We start from the raw sequence: 22,029 nt of genomic DNA, 5'->3' as shown, positions 1-22,029 counted from the left end.
TTCACTTCCGTCCGAGCTCGCGGTCCAGGAACGCCAGCTGATCGGCCACGCTCTGCTCGAAGGCCGCGCCCGCGTAGATCTCGAAGTGGCCGATCGGGTAGCGCTTCAGCGTCGCGCGCTCGCCGAGCTCCCGTGCGGCCGCCTCGATCGCGCTGGCGGGCGCGAAGCGGTCGCGCTCGGCCATCTGCAGCAGCACTGCCGCCCGAACCTCGCGGGCCCGGCTGACCGGGCGGTACTTGTCGGCGCGGATCAGGATGCGCGCCGGGACTTGGTTCTCGTAGCCCGCGGGCGCATGCGCGCTGAAGAAGTCCCACGCCTCCTTGCCCGCGAGCACGGCGATGGTTCCGGGCCGACCGACGAACGGGACGTAGTGCGCCGGCAACCCCAGCCACGAGCGGACGAGATCGCGCTGGGCGTGCGCGATCGCCCGCAGCCCCAGGCCAATGGACTCGTCCTCGCGCTCCAGCTCCATCGCCGCCCGTCCGTCGAGGAACGGCACCTGCGCGATGACCGCGCGCACGCCGGGGTCCTCGGCCGCCGTCACGAGGACGTGGCCCCCTCCGAACGACGTGCCCCACAGGGCGATGCGCGAGGCGTCGATCTCGGGCCGGCCGCGCGCGAACTCGAGCGCCGCCGCCAGGTCGACCAGCTGGTCCGGGATCCAGAGCAGCTGCCGCGGCGCCCCTCCGCTCTCGCCCCAGCAGCGGTAGTCGAACGCCAGCGCCGCGTAGCCGGCCTCGCGGAACCGAGCCGCGTATTCCGGCACGGCCATCTCCACGGTGCCGCCGGCCCCATTGGCCATGACGACCGCGGGCACCGGCGCGGCCAGGTCGTCCGGCAGATACAGCCACCCGTTCACCGGAGTGCCGTTCACCTCGAACGCGACCCGCCTCCGGCCGAGCCCCGCGTCGGAGTCACCGCGAGCGACCGCAGCCGTGTCAGTCCCGAACGGCTGCGGTGGAACCGCCATGCCGGGCACCACCGCGACGATCGCCAGGTACGCCAGGAAGAGCGCGACGGCCGCGCCCACGGCCGTAAGCACCCGCCGGGCGATCCGTGCGCCGGACTTCATCGCGCCTCCCCGCGCTGCGCGCTCCGCTCGAAGCAGCGGCGTGGTGAGAATCCGCAGCTACGCATCCGCGGCGCCGCGGGCGAGCTTTCCGGTCGCGGTTTCGGGAAGCGAGTCGACGATGCGGAACTCGCGCGGGATCTTGTACGCGGGCAGGCGCTCGCGGCACCAGGCCGCGAGCTCGGCGCTCGTCGGCGGATTCGCGGGATCGGCCGGCTCGAAGTCGGCGATGGGAATCTCTCCGAGGTGCGCGTGCTCGCGCGCGCGGACGCGGCTGCGCCGGACCCGCGGATGCGCGTCGAGCACGGCCTCGACCTCCTCGCTGAAGAACTTCATCCCCGCCATGTTGATCCGGTTCGCGCGCCGCCCGACCAGGAACAGGTCGCCCTCGGCGTCGAACCAGCCCTGATCGCCGGTGCGGAAGCCGTCGGGCTCGAGCACGAGGCGCGCGGGCGTCCACGGATCGAGATACGCGTCGAAGCAGCCGGGCCCGCGGATGCAGATCTCGCCGGTTTTGTCGGGCGAAGTGGGCGGTGAGACCGGAAGCCCGTCCTCGCCGCGCAGCCAGACCTCGTAGTCGGGAAGGGGCCGGCCGAGCGAGCCGGGCTTGTGGGCCGCGCTCGCGGCGTTCAGAACCGGCAGGCCGACCTCGATGATGCCGAGCGCCTGCGCGACCGGCCTTCCGAAACGCGACGCGAAGGCGCGCGCGATCTCGGGGCGCAGGCCTTCCGCGGTCGAGATCGCGAGCCGCACGTCCGCGAGCTGCAGCTCGGAGGCATCCTTCGCGAGCAGGTTCATGTGGTACGGAGAGGCGTAGAGAATCGTCGCGCGCTCGCGCGAGGCGAGCTCGAGGATCGGCCGGGCGAGCGAAGCCGCGGGAAGCAGGATCGACGCTCCGTAGCGCAGGTAGAGCAGGATCGACACCACGAAGTGATGCGCCATCGGCAGCAGCCAGAGGATCCGGTCGCCCGGTCCGACGCCGAGCCCGCGATTGGCCGCGGCGAGTCGCGCGAGGATCGCCGCGTGACCGAGGATCACGCCCTTGCGCCGGCTGGTGGTGCCGGACGTGAAGCGCAGGTACGCGGGATCGAGCGCGGCGAAGTCGCGATCCGCGTTTGCGTCGACGGCGCGCGCCTGCGGGCGGACGACGAGCTCGAAGCCCGGCGCGCTCTCGCGCTCGATCGCGATCGCGTGCAGCTGTGCGCGCTCCGCGAAGGCCTCGAGCACCGCGCCCTTGTGGTCGTCGGCGATCGGCACCAGGCACGCGCGGCAGGAGAGGATCGCGAGCGCCAGCTCGATGAAGCCGCGACCCTGGCGCGCGACCAGGCCGACGCGCTGCGCGCTTCCGACTCCCGCCGAGCGCAGCTCCGCCTCGAGCGCGTCGACGCGCGACACGAGCTCTCGGTACGAGACGCGCTCGGGCGCGGCGCCCGCGCCGCCCGACACGACCAGCGCTGCCCTCTCGGGCGCGCGCAGCGCGTGCGCGCGGATCAGGTCGACGACGGTCTCGCTCACGTCGCGCGAGTTTGCTCGCGGACCCGCGCCGGCGCAATCGCGCCGAGCGCGACGCCCGCGTCCACCGCGAGCGCGGCCGCGCGACCGATCGCCTCGCCGGTCGCGAGCGACGTGCCGATCACTCGCAGCGCGCCGAGCGCCTCGTGCGTGGCCGACACGCAGCGCCCGGCCACGCCGAGCCGGGGATGCGTGCGCGAGACCAGCGCGCCGAGCGGAACCGAGCACGCGCCACGCGGGTATTCCAGGCTGGCGCGCGCGTGCGATTGCCACAGCTCGGGGGGCCAGGTCGAGACGGCGACCTCGTCGTCGCGCCGGACGCCATCGAGCACGTCGTCGGCCCCGAGCACGACCGGGCCGAGCGCGCGGCGCGTCTCGCGGATGCCGAGCCGCAGCGGGTGCTCGGCGATCCGACTCGCCGCGAAGCCGGGGCGCGAATCGCGCAGGAAAACCGCGATCGCCTCTGCGCCGGCACGCGCGCTCGCCTCGAGCGCGGCCACGCAGTCGGGGTCCAGCGGTCGCCACGCCTCGCCCTCGGGCCGCGCCAGGTTCAGCGTCACGAAGACCTGCCCCGGCTCGCCGCAGCTGCGCAGCACCACCGACTCCGCGAGCTGCGGAAGCGCGCCCGCGCGCGTGGCCGCCGCGAGCGCTGCGGTGAGGCGCACGCGCTCGAAGCCGGAGGTCGCTCCGGCCGCGACGCCCTCGATCCGGAAGACGTACGACGGGCACTGCAGCCGCGCCGGAGGCTCGATCTCCCAGTCGGCATGGCCGAGGAAGGCCACTGCCGCGTCGCCGCTGGCGTCGATCACCGCGCGTGCGCCAAGCTCGATCTCCCCGTCGGGACCGCGGAGCCGCAGCGCGCTCTCGCGCCGCGCGTCGGTCGCGAGCTCGACCGCGACCAGCTCCGCGTGCAGGCGCAGCGCGAGCGCGGGCTCCGCCCGACACCGATCGCCGTAGAGCGCGGAGAGCGCGGCGGGCGGCGCCGGCAGGACCCAGACCTTCCCCGCGCGCTCGGCCACGCCGCCGAGCGCGAGCGCGATCTCGCGCGGGACGCCGCCGTTGGCGAGGACCGGCTCGCCCGCATCCGCGGGCAGGTACAGGCCGCAGATCGTGTGGACCAGCGCGTGCGCGGCGTTTCCCCCGAGCCTCGCCTCGCGCTCGACCAGAAGCGTGCGCGCGCCGCAGCGCGAAGCAGCGAGCGCCGCCGCGACCCCGGCGCTTCCGCCGCCGATCACGGCCACGTCGAAGCGCGAGGCGTTCGCGGCCACCTTCACCCGCCGAGCAGGTCGGCGCGCAGCGCGCGCCGGAACAGCGCCGCCTCCGCGTCGGAGAACACGCCCTGCTGGCGCACGTGCGTGGTGTTCAGCCGCCCCGCGCGCAGCGAGAAGACCACGCCGCTTCCGGGCGAGGGCGGGACCGACGGCGCGTGGAAGGCGTTGCGGATCTCGCAGTCCAGGAAGCGCGTCATTCCGGGCAGGAACTCGTCGGTGTAGGCGAAGAAGAACGAGCAGAGCTCGCCCGCGAACGTGTGCCGCGCCATTCCGGTGTAGAAGCGGCGCGGCAGCCAGCGCGCGAAGTCCATCGCCGCGCTGCCGGCCTCGACGAGCTCCTCCTTGATCGCCGCGAGCCGCTGCGCCTTCAGCTGCGCGATCAGGCCCTCGAGGCTCTCGGCCTGCTCGGGAAACACCTGGAACCAGATCAGCGAGATGCGCGTGCCGAAGATCTCGCCCTGCCCGCCCTTCGCGCGCAGGTTCACCGGCAGCGGCACCACGAAGCTTCCCGGGTCGACGCCGCGCGCGCGAAACACCGCGTGGTGAGCGCGCACGCCCGCGGCCAGGTAGAAGAGCATCGGCGTGAGGAAACCCGCGCTCTGCTTCGCGCGCGCGACGATCCGCGCGGTCTCGTCGGGGGCGAAGCTCTCGACGTCGTAGCCGAGGTTCTGCGCGCGGCGCGCGAGCGGCCCCGCGAGCGACCTCGGCGCCCTCGCGGCGAACGAGCGCATCCGCGCCTGCCAGCGCAGCGCGTCGTCGCCGCGCGCCTTCGCGGTCTGCGCGGCCCGGGCCGTTCGCGCCTCGGCCTCCTCGGGCAGCTGGTCGGCCCGCCGCGCGCCGCGTCCGACCTCGTCGAGCCAGCGCACGAAGCGCTCGCTGCCGGAGCCGTCGAGCAGCATGTGCAGCCAGGTGAAGGCCACGTCGCTTCCGGCCGCGCCGCTGTTCCAGCGCACGACGTCGCAGCGCAGCAGATCGCCGCTCCGGCCGTCGAGGCGATCGTTCAGGCGCATCTGGATCGGCTCCGGAACCGCGCAATCCGGGCCGTCGGGGCCGGCTTCGCGCTCGTGCACCTCGATCCGCGGCGGGGTCGCGCGCGCCGCGAGATCCGTGCGGTACACCGGCGGCAGCAGGCCGAACGGCCGGCGGATCGGCGCGCGAAGCAGCGGCTGCGCGCGCGCGACCTCGGCCAGCAGCGCGCGCAGGCGCTGGAGATCGAGACCCGGCCCGAGTCGCAGCACCAGCTGCGACAGGTGGCTCGAGCCCGCGGTCCGGCGCACCTCGGCGTCGAAGGCGCGCAGGAAGCAGTCCGCGCCGGTGAGCGGAACCGGGCTAGCGGCCAGGGAGCTGGTCATGCACGCAGGCCGCCAGGGTCTCCGCGCTCGCGAGCGTCTTCTCGGTGAGCAGGCTCTCGTCGACCCAGACGCCCGTGCTCTCCTCGATCGCGAGCAGGAGCTGCGTCACCGCCAGCGAGTCGAGCCCCGCCGCGACGAGGTCGGACTGGGGCGTGAACTCGTCCCCCACCGAAAGCAGCTCGTCGCGGAGGATCTGGTGGATTCGGGTCGTCAGCGCTTCGCGGCTCCAGCTCATCGCGCCACCGTGTTTCGCACCGCGCCGCTCGGCTTGTCAAGGCGCGTTGAAACGCCGGATGCGCTCGTCTAGATTGCGGCGAGAATGCGACGCTTCGATTGGCGGCCGGCTCGCGATCCGGTGCAGCGGGCGCGATGAGGTTCCGCCGCGAGGCGCGACGCGACCGCTACGACGCGATCGTCGTGGGCAGCGGGCTGGGGGGCCTGAGCTGCGCAGCTCTGCTCGCGCGCGCCGGCCGGTCGGTGCTCGTGGTCGAGCGCCACGATCGCCCCGGCGGCTACGCGCACTCGTTCCGCCGCAACGGCTGCGTCTTCGACTCGGCGGTGCATCTGGTCGGCGGCTGCGAGCCGACGCCGTTCGAGGGCGGCGGGCTGCTGCACCGCGTGCTCGAGGCGGTCGGCGCCCGCGCGGAGCTGCGCTTCGAGCGGATCGATCCGCTCTACACCGCGGTCTACCCGGGCCTGGAGCTGCGGCCCAGGCTCGGCCTCGACGAGTTCGAGCGCTCGCACGCGCAGGTATTCCCCGCCGAGCGCAAGGGGCTTCACGACCTGCTCCAGGAGTGCCTTTCCATCCAGAGCGAGGCGCGGCGCGCGGCGGAGCTCGCCTCGCCGTTCGAGGTCATGCAGCGACCGGGGCGCTTTCCGACGCTGCTGCGCTACCGGCGCGCGACGCTTTCGCGAGTCATGGACGAGCATCTGGACGACGCGCGCGCGAAGGCGGCGTTCGCGACTTTCTGGCCGTATCTCGGCCTGCCGCCGCAGCGCGTCTCGTTCCTCTACTTCGCGACCATGCTGCTCTCGTACGTCGCCGAGGGCGCGTACTACTGCCGGGGCAGCTTCCAGCGGCTCGCGCGCGCTCTCGCGCGATCGGTCGAGCGCGACGGCGGCGAGGTGCTGCTGCGCAGCTCGGTGCGGCGCATCAGCGTCGAGGGCGGCCGGGCGACCGGCATCGTGCTCGAGAACGGGCAGCGCGTCGCGGCGCCCGTGGTGGTCTCGAACGCCGATCTGCGCCAGACGGTCTTCGAGCTCGTGGGGCCCGAGCACTTCTCCGCGCGCTTCCGACGGCCGCTGGCGCGGCTCACGCCGTCGATCTCGGCGTTCGTCACCTATCTCGCGACCGATCTCGACCTGGCCCGGCTCGGCGCGTCGCACGAGACGTTCGTGTACCCGGACTTCGACCACGAGGCCGCCTTCGGAGCGACGCTCGCGGGCCGGCCGGGCTGGTGGACCGCGACCGTGCCGACGCTCGCGGATCCTACGCTCGCGCCCGAGGGCACGCACCTGATGACGCTCACGACGCTGCTTCCCTACGGGGCGCAGCGCGACTGGCGCGCAGAGAAATCGGCGCGCGTGGACGCGATGATCCAGGTCGCGGATTCGCGCTTTCCCGGCCTGGCCGGATCGGTCCGCTTCGCCGAGGGCGGCACGCCGCGCACGCTGGAGCGCTATACACGGAACAGCGACGGAGCGATGTACGGCTGGGCGCTCTCCCCGGACCAGATCGGGCCGGGCCGGCCCGGGAACGAGACGCCGCTTCCCGGGCTCTGGCTCGCGGGTCACTGGGCGCAGCCGGGCGGCGGCGTCTACGGCGTGGTGACGTCGGGCGTGAACGCGGCGCGCGGGATCCTGGGGGTCTCGAGCGACGCCGAGCTCTTCGCAGCGCTCGCTGCGCGGGAGTGACGCGCGGCTACGAGATCGCGCCCCCGGCTCGCGAGAGCTCGCTGATCACCTGCGCGAGCGCGACGTCGCGTTCGGTGATTCCGCCGGACTCGTGCGTGACCAGGTCGATCGAGACGCGGCTCCAGACGTTGGACCACTCCGGGTGGTGATCGCGCTTCTCGGCCTCGAGCGCGACCCGCGTCATGAACCCGAACGCCGCGCTGAAGTCGGCGAAGCGCAGCTCCCGGTGCAGCTTGCCAGCGCGGATCGACCAGCCCGGCAGCGCCCGCAGGGCGCTCTCGATCTGCTTCTCGCCGAGCTTCGTGGGTGCGGCCATCCGCGGAGCCTCCCACCGGTTCGGGCGGGCGTCAAACCACGGACGAGTTCGCTAGCGTAGCCGCGTGGCGAAGAGTCGACGCAAGCTCGAACGGACGGAGGCTCGTCCCGGCGCGCTGTGGCTGGCGGCACTGCTCGGCGCGGCGTCGGCCGGCTGGGCCGCGTTCCAGTGGTGGCAGCTCGTGGTCGGACGGCGTGGCGGCGAGATCTTCTGCTCGCCGGTCGGCGGCGGTCACTGCGCCGAGGTCTGGGACTCCCCGTTCGCGGCCGCCGTGCACGCGTGGACGGGGCTGCCGGTCGCGGGCTGGGGCGTCGCCTGGGGTCTGGTCGCGTTCGCGCTTCCGCTCGTCGCGCGCGCGCGGCTCTCGCGCCGGCGAGCGGCCGAGATCTGGATCGCCGCGACGCTCTGCACCGGCGTCGCGGGCGCGCTCGGCGTGGCGGCGCTGATCGGCATCTCGCTGCGCTTCGGCGCGCTCTGCACCACCTGCGGGCTCACCTACCTGCTCATGCTCGGCTACGCGGCGCTGTGCTTCTACGGCGTGAGCAAGACGCTGCGCGCCGATCTGGCACACGGAGCGGGGCTGGCCGCCGGTGCGCTGGTCGTCGCGTTCGCGGTCCTGCTCGTGCCCGGACTGGGCACGCCGCAGAACCCGATGGGTGCGGGGGCGCGAGCCGTCTCCGAGGTCGCGCGGCTTCCCGCGGGGGGCAGCGACGACGCGGAGCTCGCTCGCTTCATCCGCGAGGCGTCCCCGGAGCTGCGCCAGATGCTTTCCGACACGCTGGCCGACTACGCGGCGAGCCCGGTCCTGACGCCGCCGCCCACGCGAACCGTGATCGGCCCGCCGAACGCGCGCCTGGCCCTGACCGAGTGGTCCGACACACTCTGCAGTCACTGCGCCCAGCTGCACCAGACACTCGAGCAGCTCCGGCAGCGCTTCGGCCACGACGCCTTCTCGCTCGCTCCCCACTACTACCCGCTCGATCCGGCCTGCAACGCGAGCGTCCAGCGCGAAAAGAGCAACCCCGTGCCCTGCACGAGCGCGCGCGCGCAGATCTGCGCCGAGGGCCGGCCCGGGGCGTTCGAGATGAGCGGCGAGCTGTTCCGGCGCCAGCGCGAGCTCTCCGAGCCGATCGTGCTCGAGATCGCCTCGCGGGTGTTGCCGCGCGCGGAGCTCGACGCCTGTCTGCGCGCGCCCGAGACCGAGCGCAAGCTCCAGGACGACATCGCCTGGGCGGTCGCGAACGACATCCACGGCACGCCCATGCTTCTGGTCGGAGGGCGCAAGACGCTGCCCTTCCCGCCGCTGCTCTACGCGCTCGCGCTCACGCGCGGCTCGCCCACGCACCCGGAGTTCGCCGCGCTCCCGCCGCCCAAGCCGCTGCCGAAGCACGAGCACTAGGCGCGGGAGCTCAGCCCCTCGGCCCGGTCGCGGGCGTCGGGTCGCGCTCCTCGAGGATGTTCTCCACGCGGTGGCGGATCATCGACTTCCACTGCGGGTGGGTGAGGATCCAGAAGCGCTCGGCGCGAATCGCCTCGAGCACCAGATCGCCGACGCGGCGCGGGTCGAGGCCGCTGGCGAGCATCGACTCGACCATCTTTCGGCGAATCTCGCCCTCGGGGCTGGTGCGGTCCTGCGGCAGGTGGTGGCGCACGGCCTCGGGCTGGTTGCGCTCGGACGACTCGAGGATCTTGGTGTTGATCCAGCCCGGGCAGAGCACCGACACGCGCACGCCCGGCTTCCCCTGCGCGGCGAGCTCGTTGAAGAGCGCCTCCGAGAGCGCGACGACCGCGTGCTTGGTCACGCCGTAGAGCGCGTTACCCGCGCCGCTGATCAGCCCGGCCATCGACGCGGTGTTCACGATCTGGCCCTCGCCCTGCTCGAGCAGGATCGGCGTGAACGTGCGCACGCCGTGGACCACGCCCATCAGGTTCACTCCGACGATCCATTCCCAGTCGTGGAGCGTGCTCTCCCAGGTCGGCACGCCGCCGTGTGCGACGCCCGCGTTGTTGCAGACCACGTGTACGGCGCCGAACGCGTCGAGCGCGCGCCGCGCGAGCGCGTCGACCTCGTCCTGACGCGAGACGTCGGTCGCGACCGGCAGCACCTCGGCGCCGGTCTCTTCGAGCTCGCGGGCGACGGAGCGCAGCCGATCCGCGTCGACGTCGGCCAGGACCAGCTTCATTCCCGCGAAGGCGAAGCTCTCCGCCATGCCGCGGCCGATTCCGCTCGCGGCGCCGGTGATCACGGCGACCTTGCCCAGGACTTCCTTCATCGCGCCCTCCCCTCGGTTTCGATCAGCGAAGCGTCGGAGTCAGCGCGTGCCGTGCCGGTGACAGTGCAGGCACGCGCCCGAGACTTCTCTCGTCAGGGTGTAGCTCGGCGGCTCCGCGGATACGCCGCGCCGCGCGGCTGCGAGGTCCGCGCGGAACTGATCGCGGTGCTCGTCGACCAGCGGGTGGTTCGTGCGGATGCCTTCGCGACCGAGCCGCCCGGTCGCGTCCTCCATGATCACGAGCAGGCGCGCGATCTCGTCGCGCTGCGCCGGGCCGACGCCCGCCGGATCGTTCACCAGCGCGTCGATGCGATTCACGTCGCGCGCCAGCTGCCACATCACCGACTTCAGCTGCTCCTTGGTGATGTAGTCGAAGTTCGGCCCGTAGGTCAGCGGCCGCATGAAGCTGCCGATCTTCGCGCAGCCGAGCATTCCCGCGCCGAGCGCGAGAGCCGTGACCAGGCCGAGAACCCTGCGCCGCATCCGTCCCCCTTTCCCGCGGACAGTACAATGCCGCGATGTCTTTCGTCGCTCGGCTTGGCTGGGTCGCTGTGGCGCTCGCGGGCGCCGGTTCGCTCGGGGTCGTCGCGCTCTCCCGCGGAGAGACGATCTCGAGCACCTGGTTCCTGGTCGCGGCGCTGTGCACGTACGCGCTGGGCTACCGCTTCTACTCGGCGTTCCTGGCCGCGCGCGCGCTCGCGCTCGACGACGCGCGAATCACGCCCGCGCACCGGCTCGCCGACGGCAAGGACTTCGTGCCGACCAACCGCTGGGTGGTCTTCGGCCACCACTTCGCGGCGATCGCCGGTCCGGGGCCGCTGGTCGGGCCGATCCTCGCGGCGCAGTTCGGCTACCTGCCCGGCACGCTCTACATCCTGATCGGGGTCGTGCTCGGCGGCGCGGTGCAGGACTTCACGATCCTGGTCGGCTCGCTGCGCCGCAACGGCAAGAGCCTGGGGCAGATGGTCCGCGAGGAGATCGGACCCGTCGGCGGCACCGCGGCCCTGCTCGGCGTGCTCGCGATCATGGTCATCCTGATCGGCGTGCTGGGGCTCGTGGTCGTGAACGCGATGTTCGGCAGCCCCTGGGCGACCTCGACCGTCGCGGCGACGATCCCGATCGCGCTGTTCATGGGCGTGTACATGGTCCGGATCCGCCCCGGGCAGGTGCTCGAGGCCAGCCTGATCGGCGTCGCGCTCGTGCTCCTGGCCGTGGTCGGCGGGCGCTGGATCGACGAGCACCAGGCGCTGCGCGCGTACTTCGACCTCGACAAGAGGTCGCTTGCGATCGCGATCATCGGCTACGGCTTCGTGGCGAGCGTACTTCCGGTCTGGCTCCTGCTCGCGCCGCGCGACTACCTGTCGGCGTTCGTGAAGATCGGCACGGTCGCGCTGCTCGCGGCTGGCCTGCTCTGGGTGCGCCCGGACGTGCAGCTCCCCGCGCTCACGAAGTTCATCGACGGGACGGGCCCGGTCTTCGCCGGAAAGGTCTTCCCGTTCTGCTTCATCACGATCGCCTGCGGCGCGATCTCGGGCTTCCACGCGCTGATCTCGAGCGGCACCACGCCCAAGCTTCTCGACCGCGAGAGCGACGCGCGCTTCATCGGCTACGGCGCGATGCTGATGGAGAGCTTCGTCGCGATCATGGCGCTGCTCTCCGCGGGCGTGATGCACCCGGGCGTGTACTTCGCGATCAACTCGCCGCCGTCGCTGATCGGGACCGACGTCGCGAGCGCCGCGCAGGTGATCAGCGGCTGGGGCTTCGCTCTCGACCCGGTCGCGTTCGAGGCGCTCACCCGAAGCGTGGGCGAGACCACGCTGCTCTCGCGCACCGGCGGCGCGCCGAGCCTGGCGGTGGGAATGGCCGAGATCTTCTCGCGCGCGCTCGGCGGCGATGCCATGAAGGCGCTCTGGTACCACTTCGCGATCATGTTCGAGGCGCTCTTCATCCTGACCACGCTCGACGCCGGAACGCGCGTCGGGCGCTTCATGATCCAGGACATGCTCGGCAATCTCTGGGCTCCGCTCGGGCGCACGTCGTCGCTTCCGGCCAACCTGCTCGCGTCGGGCCTGATCGTCGCGGGCTGGGGCTATTTCCTGTACCAGGGCGTGATCGATCCGCTGGGCGGGATCAACTCGCTCTGGCCGCTCTTCGGCATTGCCAATCAGCTGCTCGCGGCCACGGCGCTCGCGCTCGCGACGACGGTCTTCGTGAAATCGGCGCGGCCGCGCTTCGCGTTCGCGACCGGGATTCCGCTGGCCTGGCTGCTCTCGGTGACGATGACGGCGGGCTGGCAGAAGATCGTCGATCCCGACCGAAGGCTCGGCTTCCTCGCGCAGGCCGAGTACCTGTCGGGCCAGCTCGCGCAGGGCCTGGTCGCGCCCGAGAAGGTGCTCCAGACGCAGACCCTGATCTTCAATGCGCGACTCGACGCGGTGATCACGGGCCTGTTCATGCTCCTGGTCGCGATCGTGGTGCTGGACGCCGCGCGGGTGTGGTGGACGACCCTTCGGGGTGCGTCGTGAGCCGACTGCGACGCGCGCTCGCGGCCGTTCGCGACTTCCTGCGCGGCTACGTCGGGGCGACCGAGCTCGGCGCCGATCCGCGCCGCGCGCTCTGCGAGCACGGAGAGAAGCGCGGTCGCTGCTGCTAGCGACCCGGGTTCGCCTGGCGCACTTCCGCCCAGGCCCAGTCGAGCCAGGGCAGCAGCTCCTCGACGTCGTCGCGCTCGATCGTGGCGCCGCACCAGATGCGCAGGCCCGCCGGCGCGTCTCGGTAGCTCGCGATGTCGAGCGCCACGCCCTCCTTCTCGAGCAGCGCGACCAGCTTCTTCACCACGTCGGCGCGCGCGGCCTCGGCCTGCGCCTCGAACCAGGGGTCGACGATCTTCAGGCAGACGGAGGTGCAGGAGCGGGTCGTGCGCTCGCTAGCTAAGAACTCGATCCAGGGCGTGCGCGCGACCCAGGCCGCCACCACCGCGAGGTTGCCCTCGCTGCGCACGACCAGCGCGTCGAGCCCGCCGACGCGCTCGGCCCAGGCGAGGCCGTCGAGCGCGTCCTCGACGCAGAGCATGGACGGCGTGTTGATGGTCGCGCCGGAGAAGAGCTCGGAGTCGAGCTTGCCCTTCTTCGTCAGCCGGAAGATCTTCGGGAGCGGCCGCGGCGGGGTGTAGCTCTCCAGGCGCGCGACCGCGCGCGGCGAAAGCGCGAGCATGCCGTGCGCGGCCTCGCCGCCGAGCACCTTCTGCCAGCTCCAGGTCACCACGTCGAGCTTGCGCCAGGGAAGCTTCATCGCGAACACGGCCGAGGTCGCGTCGCAGAGCACGAGCCCGGAGTGCGTCTCCGGGATCCAGCCGTCGTCGGGCACGCGCACGCCCGAGGTCGTGCCGTTCCAGGGGAAGACCACGTCGCGGTCGAAGTCGACCTGCGACAGGTCGGGAAGCTCTCCGTACGGCGCCGAGAGCACGCGCGCGTCGAGCCGGAGCTGCTTCGTCAGGTCCGTGACCCACTCCTGGCCGAAGCTCTCCCAGGCGAGCACGTCGACCGGGCGCTCGCCGAGCAGTGACCACATCGCCATCTCGAACGCGCCGGTGTCGGAGGCCGGCACGATCGCGAGCTTGTAGTCGGCGGGCATGCCGAGCAGGCGGTGACTGCGCTCGATCACCGCCGCGAGCCGCTCCTTGGGCTGCTTCGCGCGGTGCGAGCGACCGACCAGGGCGTCCTTCAGCGCGTCGAGGCTCCAGCCCGGGCGCTTCGCGCAGGGGCCGGAGGAGAATTCGGGGCGACTCGGGCGATCGTTCGGCTTGGTGGGGCGCATCGTGGCCGCAGGCTACTGATTCGACCGGGGGCGCGCATCTGTGCTACTAGACGGCCGCCCGCAACCGGGAAGAGGGAGCCCGTCCGATGCACAAGTTCGTCCCGCGCTTCGTTTGGTCCGGCGCCGCCGCGGCGCTCCTTTCGATCCTCGCCGCCGCCTCGGCGCACGCGAGCGAGGCGTCGCTCGTGCTGCCGAGCTTCGCGGACCCCGCCTTCTTCGGCGGCTCGACCAGCGGCGCCAGCATCCTCATGTGGGGCCTGCTGGTCTGCGCCCTCGGGATGGGCTTCGGACTGTTCCAGTACATGCAGCTCCGGAACATGTCGGTCCACAAATCGATGCTCGAGATATCCGAGCTCATCTACGCGACCTGCAAGCAGTATCTCGTCACGCAGGGCAAGTTCATCGCGATCCTCTGGCTCTTCATCGGCGCGGTCATCGTGCTCTACTTCGGGTTCCTGATCCAAGACGCCGAGATGACTCCGTTCCGGGTCGCCATGATCCTCGGCTTCAGCCTGATCGGAATCGCCGGCAGCTACGGGGTCGCCTGGTTCGGCATCCGCGTGAACACCTTCGCGAACTCGCGCACCGCGTTCGCGAGCCTGCGCGGCAAGCCCTTCCCCACCTATTCCATTCCGCTCCAGGCGGGAATGTCGATCGGCATGGTGCTGATCTCGGTCGAGCTGCTGATCATGCTGGCGATCCTGCTCTTCGTGCCCGGCAGCTTCGCCGGCCCCTGCTTCATCGGCTTCGCGATCGGCGAATCGCTCGGCGCGGCCGCGCTGCGCATCGCCGGCGGCATCTTCACCAAGATCGCGGACATCGGCTCCGACCTGATGAAGATCGTCTTCAAGATCAAGGAGGACGACGCGCGAAACCCGGGCGTGATCGCGGACTGCACCGGCGACAACGCGGGCGACTCGGTCGGCCCCTCGGCGGACGGCTTCGAGACCTACGGCGTGACGGGCGTGGCGCTGATCACCTTCATCCTGCTGGCGTCCCACGACCCCCAGGTCCAGGTGCAGCTTCTGGTCTGGATCTTCGCGATGCGCATCATGATGGTGATCGCGAGCCTGGCCGCCTACTTGATCAACGACGCGATCGCCCGCGGGCGCTACGCGAACTCCGACCACATGGACTTCGAGCAGCCGCTCACGTTCCTGGTCTGGCTGACCTCGATCGTCTCGGTGGTGCTCACGTACATCGTCTCGTACGCGCTGATCGCCGACCTCGGTGACGGGACGCTCTGGTGGAAGCTATCCACGATCATCACCTGCGGCACGCTCGCGGGCGCGATCATCCCCGAGCTCGTGAAGGTCTTCACGTCGGTGAACTCTCGCCACGTGCGCGAGGTCGTGACGAGCTCCCGCGAGGGCGGCGCGTCGCTGAACATCATCTCCGGCCTGGTCGCGGGCAACTTCAGCGCCTACTGGATGGGCATGGTGATCGTCGCGCTGATGGGCATCGCCTGGGGCGTCTCGACGATGGGGCTGCAGGCGCTGTTCCCGATCGCCGGCTCGATGATCGACGCCTCGCCGGTCTTCGCCTTCGGCCTGGTCGCATTCGGCTTCCTGGGCATGGGCCCGGTCACGATCGCGGTCGACAGCTACGGGCCGGTCACCGACAACGCGCAGTCCGTCTACGAGCTCTCGCTGATCGAGGCGATCCCGAACGTGAAGTCCGAGGTGAAGCGGGACTTCGGCTTCGAGCCGAGCTTCGAGCGCGCCAAGGAGTTCCTCGAGGAGAACGACGGCGCCGGCAACACGTTCAAGGCCACCGCGAAGCCGGTGCTGATCGGCACCGCGGTCGTGGGCTCCACGACGATGGTCTTCTCGATCATCCTCTCGCTCACCAACGGCATGACCACGGATCTCGAGAACCTCTCGCTGATCCACGCGCCCTTCCTGCTCGGCCTGATCACGGGCGGCGCGATGATCTACTGGTTCTCGGGCGCGTCGATGCAGGCGGTCTCGACCGGCGCCTACCGCGCGGTCGAGTTCATCAAGCAGAACATCCGGCTCGAGGGCGTCGAGAAGGCGTCGGTCGAGGACAGCAAGAAGGTGGTCGAGATCTGCACGATCTACGCGCAGCGCGGCATGTTCAACATCTTCCTGGCGATCTTCTTCGGCACGCTGGCCTTCGCCTGCGTAGAGCCATTCTTCTTCATCGGCTACCTGATCTCGATCGCGATCTTCGGCCTGTACCAGGCGATCTTCATGGCCAACGCGGGCGGCGCCTGGGACAACGCCAAGAAGATCGTCGAGACGGAGCTGAAGGCGAAGGGCACGCCGCTCCACGACGCCTGCGTGGTGGGCGACACGGTCGGCGACCCGTTCAAGGACACCTCGTCGGTGGCGCTGAACCCGGTGATCAAGTTCACCACGCTGTTCGGGCTGCTCGCGGTCGAGCTCGCCGTCGAGCTGGGGCACAGCAACCCGGCACTCACGCACGTGCTCGCGGCGGGCTTCTTCGTCGTCTCCGCGTACTTCGTCTACCGCTCCTTCTACGGCATGCGGATCGAGGGCGCCTCGGCCTAGCGCGAAGCCGCTGCGGTGTAGACTCGCGCCGTGCCGGAAACGCTCGACGCGGGTCTGATCGCCGAGATCACGCTGCGCACGCTCGCGGTCTGCGGGGCCGCGCTCGCGTTTGCGGTCGCGGTCGGAGTTCCGATCGGGGTCTGGCTCGGCGCGCGGCGCTTCCCCGGCCGCGCGGCGATCGTGGCGCTGGTGAACTCCGGCATGGGCGCGCCGCCGGTCGTGGTGGGCCTGCTCGTGGCGCTCTTGCTCTGGCGAAGCGGGCCGCTCGGCGCGCTCGGGCTCATGTACTCGCAGCCGGCGATGGTCTTCGCGCAGGTCCTGATCGCGCTGCCGCTGGTGGTCGGGATCACGCTCGCGGCGGTCGGCGCGCTCGACGAGGACTGGGCGCTCCAGGTGCGGACGCTGGGCATCCCGCGCCGCTACCGCGCCTGGCTTCTGCTGCGCGAGATCCGCATGGGGCTGCTCGCGGCCGTGATCGTCGCGCTCGGCGGCATCCTCTCCGAGGTCGGCGCGGTGATGATGGTCGGCGGCAACCTCGAGGGCGAGACGCGCGTGCTCACGACCGCGATCCTGATGCACACGCAGATGGGCCGCTTCGAGACCGCACTCGCGCTCGCGGGCGTGCTGCTTCTGCTGATGCTCGCGCTCGCCGGGCTGCTCACCTGGATCCAGCAGGCGGACCGGCGGTGAGCGGGCGCGTGATCGTGCGGGCGCGCGAGCTGGTCGTGCGGCGGCGCTCGCGCGCGGCGCGCTTCGAGCTCCGCGTGCCCGACCTCGAGCTGCGCGCGGGCGAGGTGCTCTGCGTGCTCGGGCCCAACGGCGCCGGAAAGAGCACGCTGCTGCGCGCGCTCGCGGGCCTCTCGCCGCCGATCGCCGGCTCGATCGAGCGCGGGGCGGACCGGGTGACGATGGTCTTCCAGCGGCCGGTCGCACTTGCGGGAACGGTCGGGCACAACCTGCACGCCGCGCTCTACGGATCGGGGCTCTCGCGCGCCGAACGCGACGCGCGCCGTGCGCGCGCGCTCGCGCGCTTCGGCATCACACACCTCACGACGCGGCGCGCCGCCGCGCTCTCGGGCGGCGAGCTGCGCAGGCTCGCGCTGGCGCGCGCGTTCGCGCTCGAGCCCGCGGCGCTTCTGCTCGACGAGCCCTTCGAGGATCTCGACGCCGCCGCGCAGGAGTCGCTCTCGCTCGACCTGCGCGCGGCGCTGGCCGAGACCGGCGTCGCAGTCGCTCTGGTGACCCACGACCTGCGCCGCGCGGTCTCGATCTCGGATCGACTCGCGGTGCTGCACGGCGGGTGCGTACGGCAGGTCGGCGCGACGGCCGAGGTGCTCGAGCGCCCTGCGACCGCGACGATCGCGCGGCTGGTCGGAATGTCGAACCTGGTGCCGGGCGTCGTGGCGGAGGACGGCCGCAGCATCGCGATCGACGCCGAGCACCGGCTCGCGGCGGCCTGCGCATTCCCGCCCGGGACTCCGGTGCTCGCCGGGCTTCGGCCCGAGCGGCTCAAGCTCGACGTCGGCCGCGGCGAGACCGAGCGGCTCAAGCTCGACGTCGGCCGCGGCGAGACCGAGCCGATCGGAAAGGGAATCGTCCGGCGCGTGGTTTCCGACGGACTTCTGTGTACGGTCGCGATCGCCTGGGCCGGCCACGAGCTGCGCACGCATCTGGTCGCGGGCCGCGGCCTCGCGAAGACGCTCGCCCCCGGCGACGCGGTGCTGCTCTCGGCGCAGGCGGGCGACGTGCACGTCCTCGCGCGCGACTCGGGCGCGGATCAGGACGCCGCGTCGAGCTCCGGCGCGGCATCTGCGAGCGCCTCCAGGAACAGATCGACCGTGAGGATCTCCGGCAGCACGACCGGCCGATCCGGGGCGCCGGGCGAGTAGACCAGATACAGCGGCACGCCCGCCTTGCCGAAGCGCGCGAGCTCGAGTCGGATCGCCTCGTCGCGGCGCGTCCAGTCGCCGGCGAAGACCTCGAAGCCGAGCCGCGCAAGCGCCTCGCGCACGCGCGCGTCCGCAAAGACGATGTGCTCGTTCACCTTGCAGGTCAGGCACCAGTCCGCGGTGAAGTAGACGAAGACGGGCTTGCCACTCGCCAGCGCCTCGCCGATCTGCTGCGGCGCGAACGCGCGCGCGCTCGCGACGCCCGCCTCGGGCTGCGCGGGCAGATCGCTCCGGGCTCCGGCGACCGGAAGCGCGCCGAGGCCGAGGGCTGCGAACCCGATCAGCGAGATCAGGGCCAGACGCGCGACGCCCGGACGCTCCGCGCGCTGCAGCGTCCCGAAGAGCCAGGCTCCGGCGGCGACGACGAGCAGGTACGCGAGCAGCGCCGTCTGCGCGCCCGCTCCCGCCGAGCGCCCCATGATCCAGAGCAGCCAGACGACCGTGCCGAGGAGCGCGAAGCCGAGCCCCGCGCGCAGGTGCAGCATCCAGCGTCCGCTGCGCGGGATGAAACGCGCCCAGCCCGGCACCAGCGTCACGAGCACGAACGGAAGCGCGAGACCGACGCCGATCGCGAGGAAGATCGCGACGATCAGCGGCCAGGGGCTCGCGAACGCGAAGCCCACGGCCGTGCCCAGGAACGGCGCCGAGCAGGGCGTCGCCACGACCACCGCGAGCAGCCCCTCGAAGAAGCTGCGCCGCGCGCCGACCGCGCTCTCGCCCGCGGCGGCCAGGCGCGTCACGTCGAAGCCGATCTCGTAGACGCCGAACAGGTTCAGCGCGAAGACGACCAGCACCGCCGCCACCGCCGCGACGAAGAGCGGCTCCTGGAACTGGAAGCCCCAGCCGACGGAGGTTCCCGCGGCGCGCAGGGCGCCGACGACCCCCGCGAGCGCGAGCATGGTCACCAGCACGCCGGCGAGATAGGCGACACCGTATTGGATCACCACGCCGCGATGCTTGTGCGCGAGCTCCGCGATGCCGAAGACCTTGATCGCCAGCACCGGCAGCACGCACGGCATCAGGTTCAGGATCAGCCCCCCCGCGAGCGCGAGCAGGAGCGCGCGCCAGAGCGGGACCGCGAGCGCGGGGCTCGCCAGCTCCGCGGGCTCGAGCCACGGGCTGTCCAGCGCGAGTACGTTCGCGCCCGCCTCCGCGCGCGGAAGCGGCAGATCGACCTCGACGTACGCGGGCCGACCGTCGCGGTCGAGCGCGAGTGCGCCGCGCAGCCGTTCACCCGCGTCGTGCGGAGAATCCGCGGCCGCGCGGCCCGAGAGCGTGAGCAGGAATCCGCCCGCCAGGAAGTCGGGGCGGCGTCCTCCCGTGACCTCGAGCTCGACGCCGTCGATCCGGTCCGGAACGAACGCGCTCGTAGCATTGCGCGTTCCCGGCGCGAGCGTCGGGCAGTCCGCCGGATCCGCGCCCGGCGCGGAGCAGCCGCGCACGGCGAGCGCCGCGCGGAACTCGTCGCCGGGCCGGATCGCCGAGCGCGAGTAGACCGCCTCGAGCTCGAGTCCGAGCTGCGCCGGGTCGCGCGGGACCCGCGCGCTCCACGCCTCGAAGAACGCGTGCGTCTCCGGATCGGGAAGCGCCGGCTCGGGATCGACGCGGACCGTGCGGCGCAGCCGCGCCTCGCCGGGGATGCACTGCACCTCGCAGGCGAGGAACTCCACGTGGACCTGGATCTCGACCTCGCCGCGCGTCTCCGGCGCGAAGACCGCCTCGGAGATCAGCATCACCTCGCGCGAGTAGCCGTAGGTCGTGACGAAGCCGTCGGCCTCGCGGAAGACCTCGGGGAACGGCCACGCGATCGGGGCGACCTGCGCGCCGTCGATCGTCCAGGTGAGCTTGGTCGGCAGCCCCGACTGACCGGAGTTTCGCCAGTAGACGTGCCAGCGGCGGTCGAGGTTGAAGTGCACCCCGAGCCGCAGCGGCTCTCCGGGGGCGACCGACTCGCTCTCCACGTACAGGCGGGCCTCGACCCGCGCGTCGTCGCCGTCCGCAGCTCCGACCCCGACCGCGGACTCGGGCAGCTCGGGAAGCGCCCGGGCGGAGCCCGCCGCGAGCAGGCCGAGCAGCAGGATCGGAATCGCCAGGCGCATCGTCCGCCAGAATCTACAGGAGCCCGACCGCGCCGGCTCCGGCCTTGACACCACCGGGTCGGGCTCGATCGTCTCAGTCGACGGCGACGGTCCGCCGACCGCCGCACGGAGGTATCGAATCGAATGAAACGCGTGGTCCTGTTCATCGTCACCAACCTGGCCGTTCTCGTGGTTCTCGGGATCGTCGCGCGGCTGCTCGGGGTGGACCGGGCCGTGCCGGGTCAGTACGGCGCCCTGCTCGCGTTCGCGGCGATCTTCGGCATGGGCGGCTCGTTCATCTCGCTTGCGATCTCGAAGTGGAGCGCGAAGCGGATGATGGGCGTGAAGGTGATCGCGGAGCCGCGCGGCGACGCGGAGCAGTGGCTCGTGAACGCCGTGGCGCGCCACGCGCAGGCGGCGGGAATCGGCATGCCCGAGGTCGGCATCTTCGACGCGCCGCAGCCCAACGCGTTCGCGACCGGCGCGCGGCGCGACTCGGCGCTGGTCGCGGTCTCGACGGGGCTGCTCCACTCGATGAACCGAGAGCAGGTGGACGCGGTCCTCGGCCACGAGATCTCTCACGTCGCCAACGGCGACATGGTCACGCTCACGCTGATCCAGGGCGTGCTCAACACCTTCGTGATGTTCCTGTCGCGCGTGATCGGGGGAATCGTCGACAAGGCGGTGTTCCGCTCCGAGCGCGAGCACGGCCCCGGCTACTTCCTGTCGGTGATGGCGCTGCAGATCCTCTTCGGGCTGCTCGCGAGCGTGGTCGTGTTCTGGTTCTCGCGCCAGCGCGAGTTCCGCGCGGACGCCGGCGGCGCGCGCCTTGCGGGCCGGCCGAACATGATCTCGGCGCTCGAGCGCCTGAAGGCCGCGCACGAGCAGCCGCTCCCCGATCAGCTCGGCGCGTTCGGGATCTCGGGCGGTGGCAAGGCGATCTCGCGCCTGTTCATGACCCACCCGCCGCTCGACGAGCGGATCGCCGCGCTGCGCGCGATGCAGGGCTAGTCGGCCTTCGCCGGCCCTCCAGCCCGGATCGCAGCGGCGACCTCGCGCGCGATCTCCTGGCGGACGGTGGCGGCGTCGTCCGGCGTGCGGTCGTAGCTCGCGGACCAGATCTCGGAGGCGTCCGCCGCGCGGATCAGGCGGGCGGTGATCCGGACCTGATCTCCCGAGCGGCGCACGCTGCCGGAGACGACCGATCCGATCCCGTCCTTTCGGGCGATCTCCGCGGACGGGCGCGTGACCACGCGGAGCGCGTCGACTCCCGAGAGCGTCTGGATCAGCTCCTCGGCGATGCCATCCGCGAGCCGCGCAGGGTCCGCGTCGGGTCCGACGTTCTCGAAGGGAAGCACGGCGACCGAGGCGAGCGGAGCGACGGAGGGCCCCGGAGCGCGCCAGATCGTCGTCAGGTAGGCGACTCCGGCGAGCCCGATCATGCCCGGGGCGACCAGCGCCCCGAGGACCAGGAGCACCAAACGTCGGAATTCGGGCTGTCTCGCGGCGGGCGCGGCGCTGCGAACGAGATAGGCGCGTAGGGGCGCAGGCGCCTGCTCCAGCGTCTGCTCGCCCAGATCCTGAAAGCGAAGCTCGAGCTTCCTGTCGAGCTGTGCGCGAACCGCCTCGGAAATGCAGATCGCCCCCGGCGCCGCCAGATCCCGCAGCCTCGAGGCGACGCTCGCCGGCCGCTCGCCGCTGTGCACGCCGATCCTGGACTCGGCGCCCGCGATCGACGAGATCTCGCGCGCGCAGGCCACCGCCGCCGCCGCCGTCGCGAACTCCGCCATGAACTCGCCGTCGCCGCTCTCGAGCACCCGACCCTGGTGCTCGCGGAAGATCGGCCCGAGTTCTTCGCGCCAGGCCATGCTCGGGTCGGCGCCGCACACGTTGCCGCTCAGGATCGCCGGGGGTCTTCGCTGCTCTGCACTCGAGGTCATGCCTC

17 protein-coding genes are annotated in these 22,029 nt (G+C 72.0%); 7 read left to right on the top strand and 10 right to left on the bottom strand.

Annotation, left to right across the window (positions count from 1 at the left end):
• Position 1 precedes the first annotated feature (1 nt).
• From FJ108_04925 to FJ108_04910, 4 genes are read right to left on the bottom strand one after another with little or no spacing between them, the layout of a single operon-like run.
• Positions 2-1,072, bottom strand: coding sequence for an acetylxylan esterase (locus FJ108_04925; GenBank protein ID MBM4335244.1), 1,071 nt, complete (start codon positions 1,070-1,072; stop codon positions 2-4).
• A 57-nt stretch (positions 1,073-1,129) separates the two neighbouring features.
• Positions 1,130-2,584 carry an acyl--CoA ligase gene (locus FJ108_04920; protein MBM4335243.1) on the bottom strand — a complete coding sequence of 485 codons (1,455 nt, stop codon included), beginning with the start codon at positions 2,582-2,584 and terminating at the stop codon, positions 1,130-1,132.
• Positions 2,581-5,157 carry an FAD-dependent oxidoreductase gene (locus FJ108_04915; GenBank protein ID MBM4335242.1) on the bottom strand — a complete coding sequence of 859 codons (2,577 nt, stop codon included), beginning with the start codon at positions 5,155-5,157 and terminating at the stop codon, positions 2,581-2,583. The genes FJ108_04920 and FJ108_04915 overlap by 4 nt, the downstream gene beginning before the upstream one ends.
• A gap of 24 nt (positions 5,158-5,181) precedes the next feature.
• On the bottom strand, positions 5,182-5,439 hold the full coding sequence (locus FJ108_04910; protein ID MBM4335241.1) for a hypothetical protein: 258 nt from the start codon (positions 5,437-5,439) through the stop codon (positions 5,182-5,184).
• Positions 5,440-5,573: 134 nt separating this feature from the next.
• Here FJ108_04910 and FJ108_04905 point away from each other — a divergent pair, with 134 nt between their 5' ends.
• Positions 5,574-7,118 carry an NAD(P)/FAD-dependent oxidoreductase gene (locus FJ108_04905; GenBank protein MBM4335240.1) on the top strand — a complete coding sequence of 515 codons (1,545 nt, stop codon included), beginning with the start codon at positions 5,574-5,576 and terminating at the stop codon, positions 7,116-7,118.
• 7 nt (positions 7,119-7,125) lie between these two features.
• Here the strand turns inward: FJ108_04905 and FJ108_04900 are convergent, their stop codons facing one another.
• Positions 7,126-7,434, bottom strand: coding sequence for a 4a-hydroxytetrahydrobiopterin dehydratase (locus tag FJ108_04900; GenBank protein ID MBM4335239.1), 309 nt, complete (start codon positions 7,432-7,434; stop codon positions 7,126-7,128).
• Between the two features lie 64 nt (positions 7,435-7,498).
• On the opposite strand from FJ108_04900, the gene FJ108_04895 reads away from it, so the two are divergent.
• The gene (locus FJ108_04895; protein ID MBM4335238.1) at positions 7,499-8,833 is read left to right on the top strand and encodes a hypothetical protein; all 1,335 of its coding nucleotides are present in this window, start codon (positions 7,499-7,501) and stop codon (positions 8,831-8,833) included.
• A gap of 10 nt (positions 8,834-8,843) precedes the next feature.
• Here FJ108_04895 and FJ108_04890 read toward each other — a convergent pair whose 3' ends face one another.
• Both FJ108_04890 and FJ108_04885 read right to left on the bottom strand, forming a co-directional pair.
• Positions 8,844-9,707, bottom strand: a complete 864-nt coding sequence (locus FJ108_04890; protein ID MBM4335237.1) for an SDR family NAD(P)-dependent oxidoreductase — start codon at positions 9,705-9,707, stop codon at positions 8,844-8,846.
• A gap of 39 nt (positions 9,708-9,746) precedes the next feature.
• Entirely contained in the window at positions 9,747-10,190 is a 444-nt protein-coding gene (locus FJ108_04885) for a hypothetical protein (protein ID MBM4335236.1), read from the bottom strand.
• A 35-nt stretch (positions 10,191-10,225) separates the two neighbouring features.
• Between FJ108_04885 and FJ108_04880 the strand changes: the two genes are divergently transcribed.
• Positions 10,226-12,232, top strand: a complete 2,007-nt coding sequence (locus FJ108_04880) for a carbon starvation protein A (protein MBM4335235.1) — start codon at positions 10,226-10,228, stop codon at positions 12,230-12,232.
• 124 nt (positions 12,233-12,356) lie between these two features.
• On the opposite strand, the gene FJ108_04875 is transcribed toward FJ108_04880, so the two are convergent.
• Positions 12,357-13,523 (bottom strand): phosphoserine transaminase, encoded by a 1,167-nt coding sequence (locus FJ108_04875; GenBank protein MBM4335234.1) that lies wholly within the window; start codon positions 13,521-13,523, stop codon positions 12,357-12,359.
• Between the two features lie 86 nt (positions 13,524-13,609).
• Here FJ108_04875 and FJ108_04870 point away from each other — a divergent pair, with 86 nt between their 5' ends.
• Genes FJ108_04870 through FJ108_04860 form a run of 3 tightly spaced genes read left to right on the top strand, consistent with a single transcriptional unit; the run spans position 13,610 to position 17,946 of the window.
• The gene (locus tag FJ108_04870; protein ID MBM4335233.1) at positions 13,610-16,057 is read left to right on the top strand and encodes a sodium-translocating pyrophosphatase; all 2,448 of its coding nucleotides are present in this window, start codon (positions 13,610-13,612) and stop codon (positions 16,055-16,057) included.
• A 30-nt stretch (positions 16,058-16,087) separates the two neighbouring features.
• On the top strand, positions 16,088-16,747 hold the full coding sequence (locus FJ108_04865) for an ABC transporter permease subunit (GenBank protein MBM4335232.1): 660 nt from the start codon (positions 16,088-16,090) through the stop codon (positions 16,745-16,747).
• The gene (locus FJ108_04860; GenBank protein MBM4335231.1) at positions 16,720-17,946 is read left to right on the top strand and encodes an ABC transporter ATP-binding protein; all 1,227 of its coding nucleotides are present in this window, start codon (positions 16,720-16,722) and stop codon (positions 17,944-17,946) included. The genes FJ108_04865 and FJ108_04860 overlap by 28 nt, the downstream gene beginning before the upstream one ends.
• Here FJ108_04860 and FJ108_04855 read toward each other — a convergent pair.
• Positions 17,835-20,105, bottom strand: a complete 2,271-nt coding sequence (locus FJ108_04855; GenBank protein MBM4335230.1) for a thiol:disulfide interchange protein — start codon at positions 20,103-20,105, stop codon at positions 17,835-17,837. The genes FJ108_04860 and FJ108_04855 overlap by 112 nt on opposite strands.
• Positions 20,106-20,228: 123 nt before the next feature.
• Here FJ108_04855 and htpX point away from each other — a divergent pair, with 123 nt between their 5' ends.
• Positions 20,229-21,095, top strand: a complete 867-nt coding sequence (gene htpX, locus FJ108_04850) for a protease HtpX (GenBank protein ID MBM4335229.1) — start codon at positions 20,229-20,231, stop codon at positions 21,093-21,095.
• Here htpX and FJ108_04845 read toward each other — a convergent pair.
• Entirely contained in the window at positions 21,092-22,024 is a 933-nt protein-coding gene (locus FJ108_04845) for a hypothetical protein (protein MBM4335228.1), read from the bottom strand. The two genes, htpX and FJ108_04845, sit on opposite strands and share 4 nt — an antisense overlap.
• Positions 22,025-22,029 lie beyond the last annotated feature (5 nt).

Source organism: Deltaproteobacteria bacterium (genome assembly GCA_016875225.1).
Lineage (GTDB): Bacteria > Myxococcota_A > UBA9160 > SZUA-336 > SZUA-336 > VGRW01.
Note: the sequence above shows the minus strand (reverse complement) of the source record. Positions and strands in the feature narration are given on the sequence as shown.

Excerpts from the sequence above, each read along its gene's own strand:
- FJ108_04925 (MBM4335244.1), bottom strand. The coding sequence starts at position 1,072 with ATGAAGTCCGGCGCACGGATCGCCCGGCGGGTGCTTACGGCCGTGGGC.
- FJ108_04910 (MBM4335241.1), bottom strand. The coding sequence starts at position 5,439 with ATGAGCTGGAGCCGCGAAGCGCTGACGACCCGAATCCACCAGATCCTC.
- FJ108_04905 (MBM4335240.1), top strand. The coding sequence starts at position 5,574 with ATGAGGTTCCGCCGCGAGGCGCGACGCGACCGCTACGACGCGATCGTC.
- FJ108_04900 (MBM4335239.1), bottom strand. The coding sequence starts at position 7,434 with ATGGCCGCACCCACGAAGCTCGGCGAGAAGCAGATCGAGAGCGCCCTG.
- FJ108_04890 (MBM4335237.1), bottom strand. The coding sequence starts at position 9,707 with ATGAAGGAAGTCCTGGGCAAGGTCGCCGTGATCACCGGCGCCGCGAGC.
- FJ108_04885 (MBM4335236.1), bottom strand. The coding sequence starts at position 10,190 with ATGCGGCGCAGGGTTCTCGGCCTGGTCACGGCTCTCGCGCTCGGCGCG.
- FJ108_04880 (MBM4335235.1), top strand. The coding sequence starts at position 10,226 with ATGTCTTTCGTCGCTCGGCTTGGCTGGGTCGCTGTGGCGCTCGCGGGC.
- FJ108_04875 (MBM4335234.1), bottom strand. The coding sequence starts at position 13,523 with ATGCGCCCCACCAAGCCGAACGATCGCCCGAGTCGCCCCGAATTCTCC.
- FJ108_04870 (MBM4335233.1), top strand. The coding sequence starts at position 13,610 with ATGCACAAGTTCGTCCCGCGCTTCGTTTGGTCCGGCGCCGCCGCGGCG.
- FJ108_04855 (MBM4335230.1), bottom strand. The coding sequence starts at position 20,105 with ATGCGCCTGGCGATTCCGATCCTGCTGCTCGGCCTGCTCGCGGCGGGC.
- htpX (MBM4335229.1), top strand. The coding sequence starts at position 20,229 with ATGAAACGCGTGGTCCTGTTCATCGTCACCAACCTGGCCGTTCTCGTG.
- FJ108_04845 (MBM4335228.1), bottom strand. The coding sequence starts at position 22,024 with ATGACCTCGAGTGCAGAGCAGCGAAGACCCCCGGCGATCCTGAGCGGC.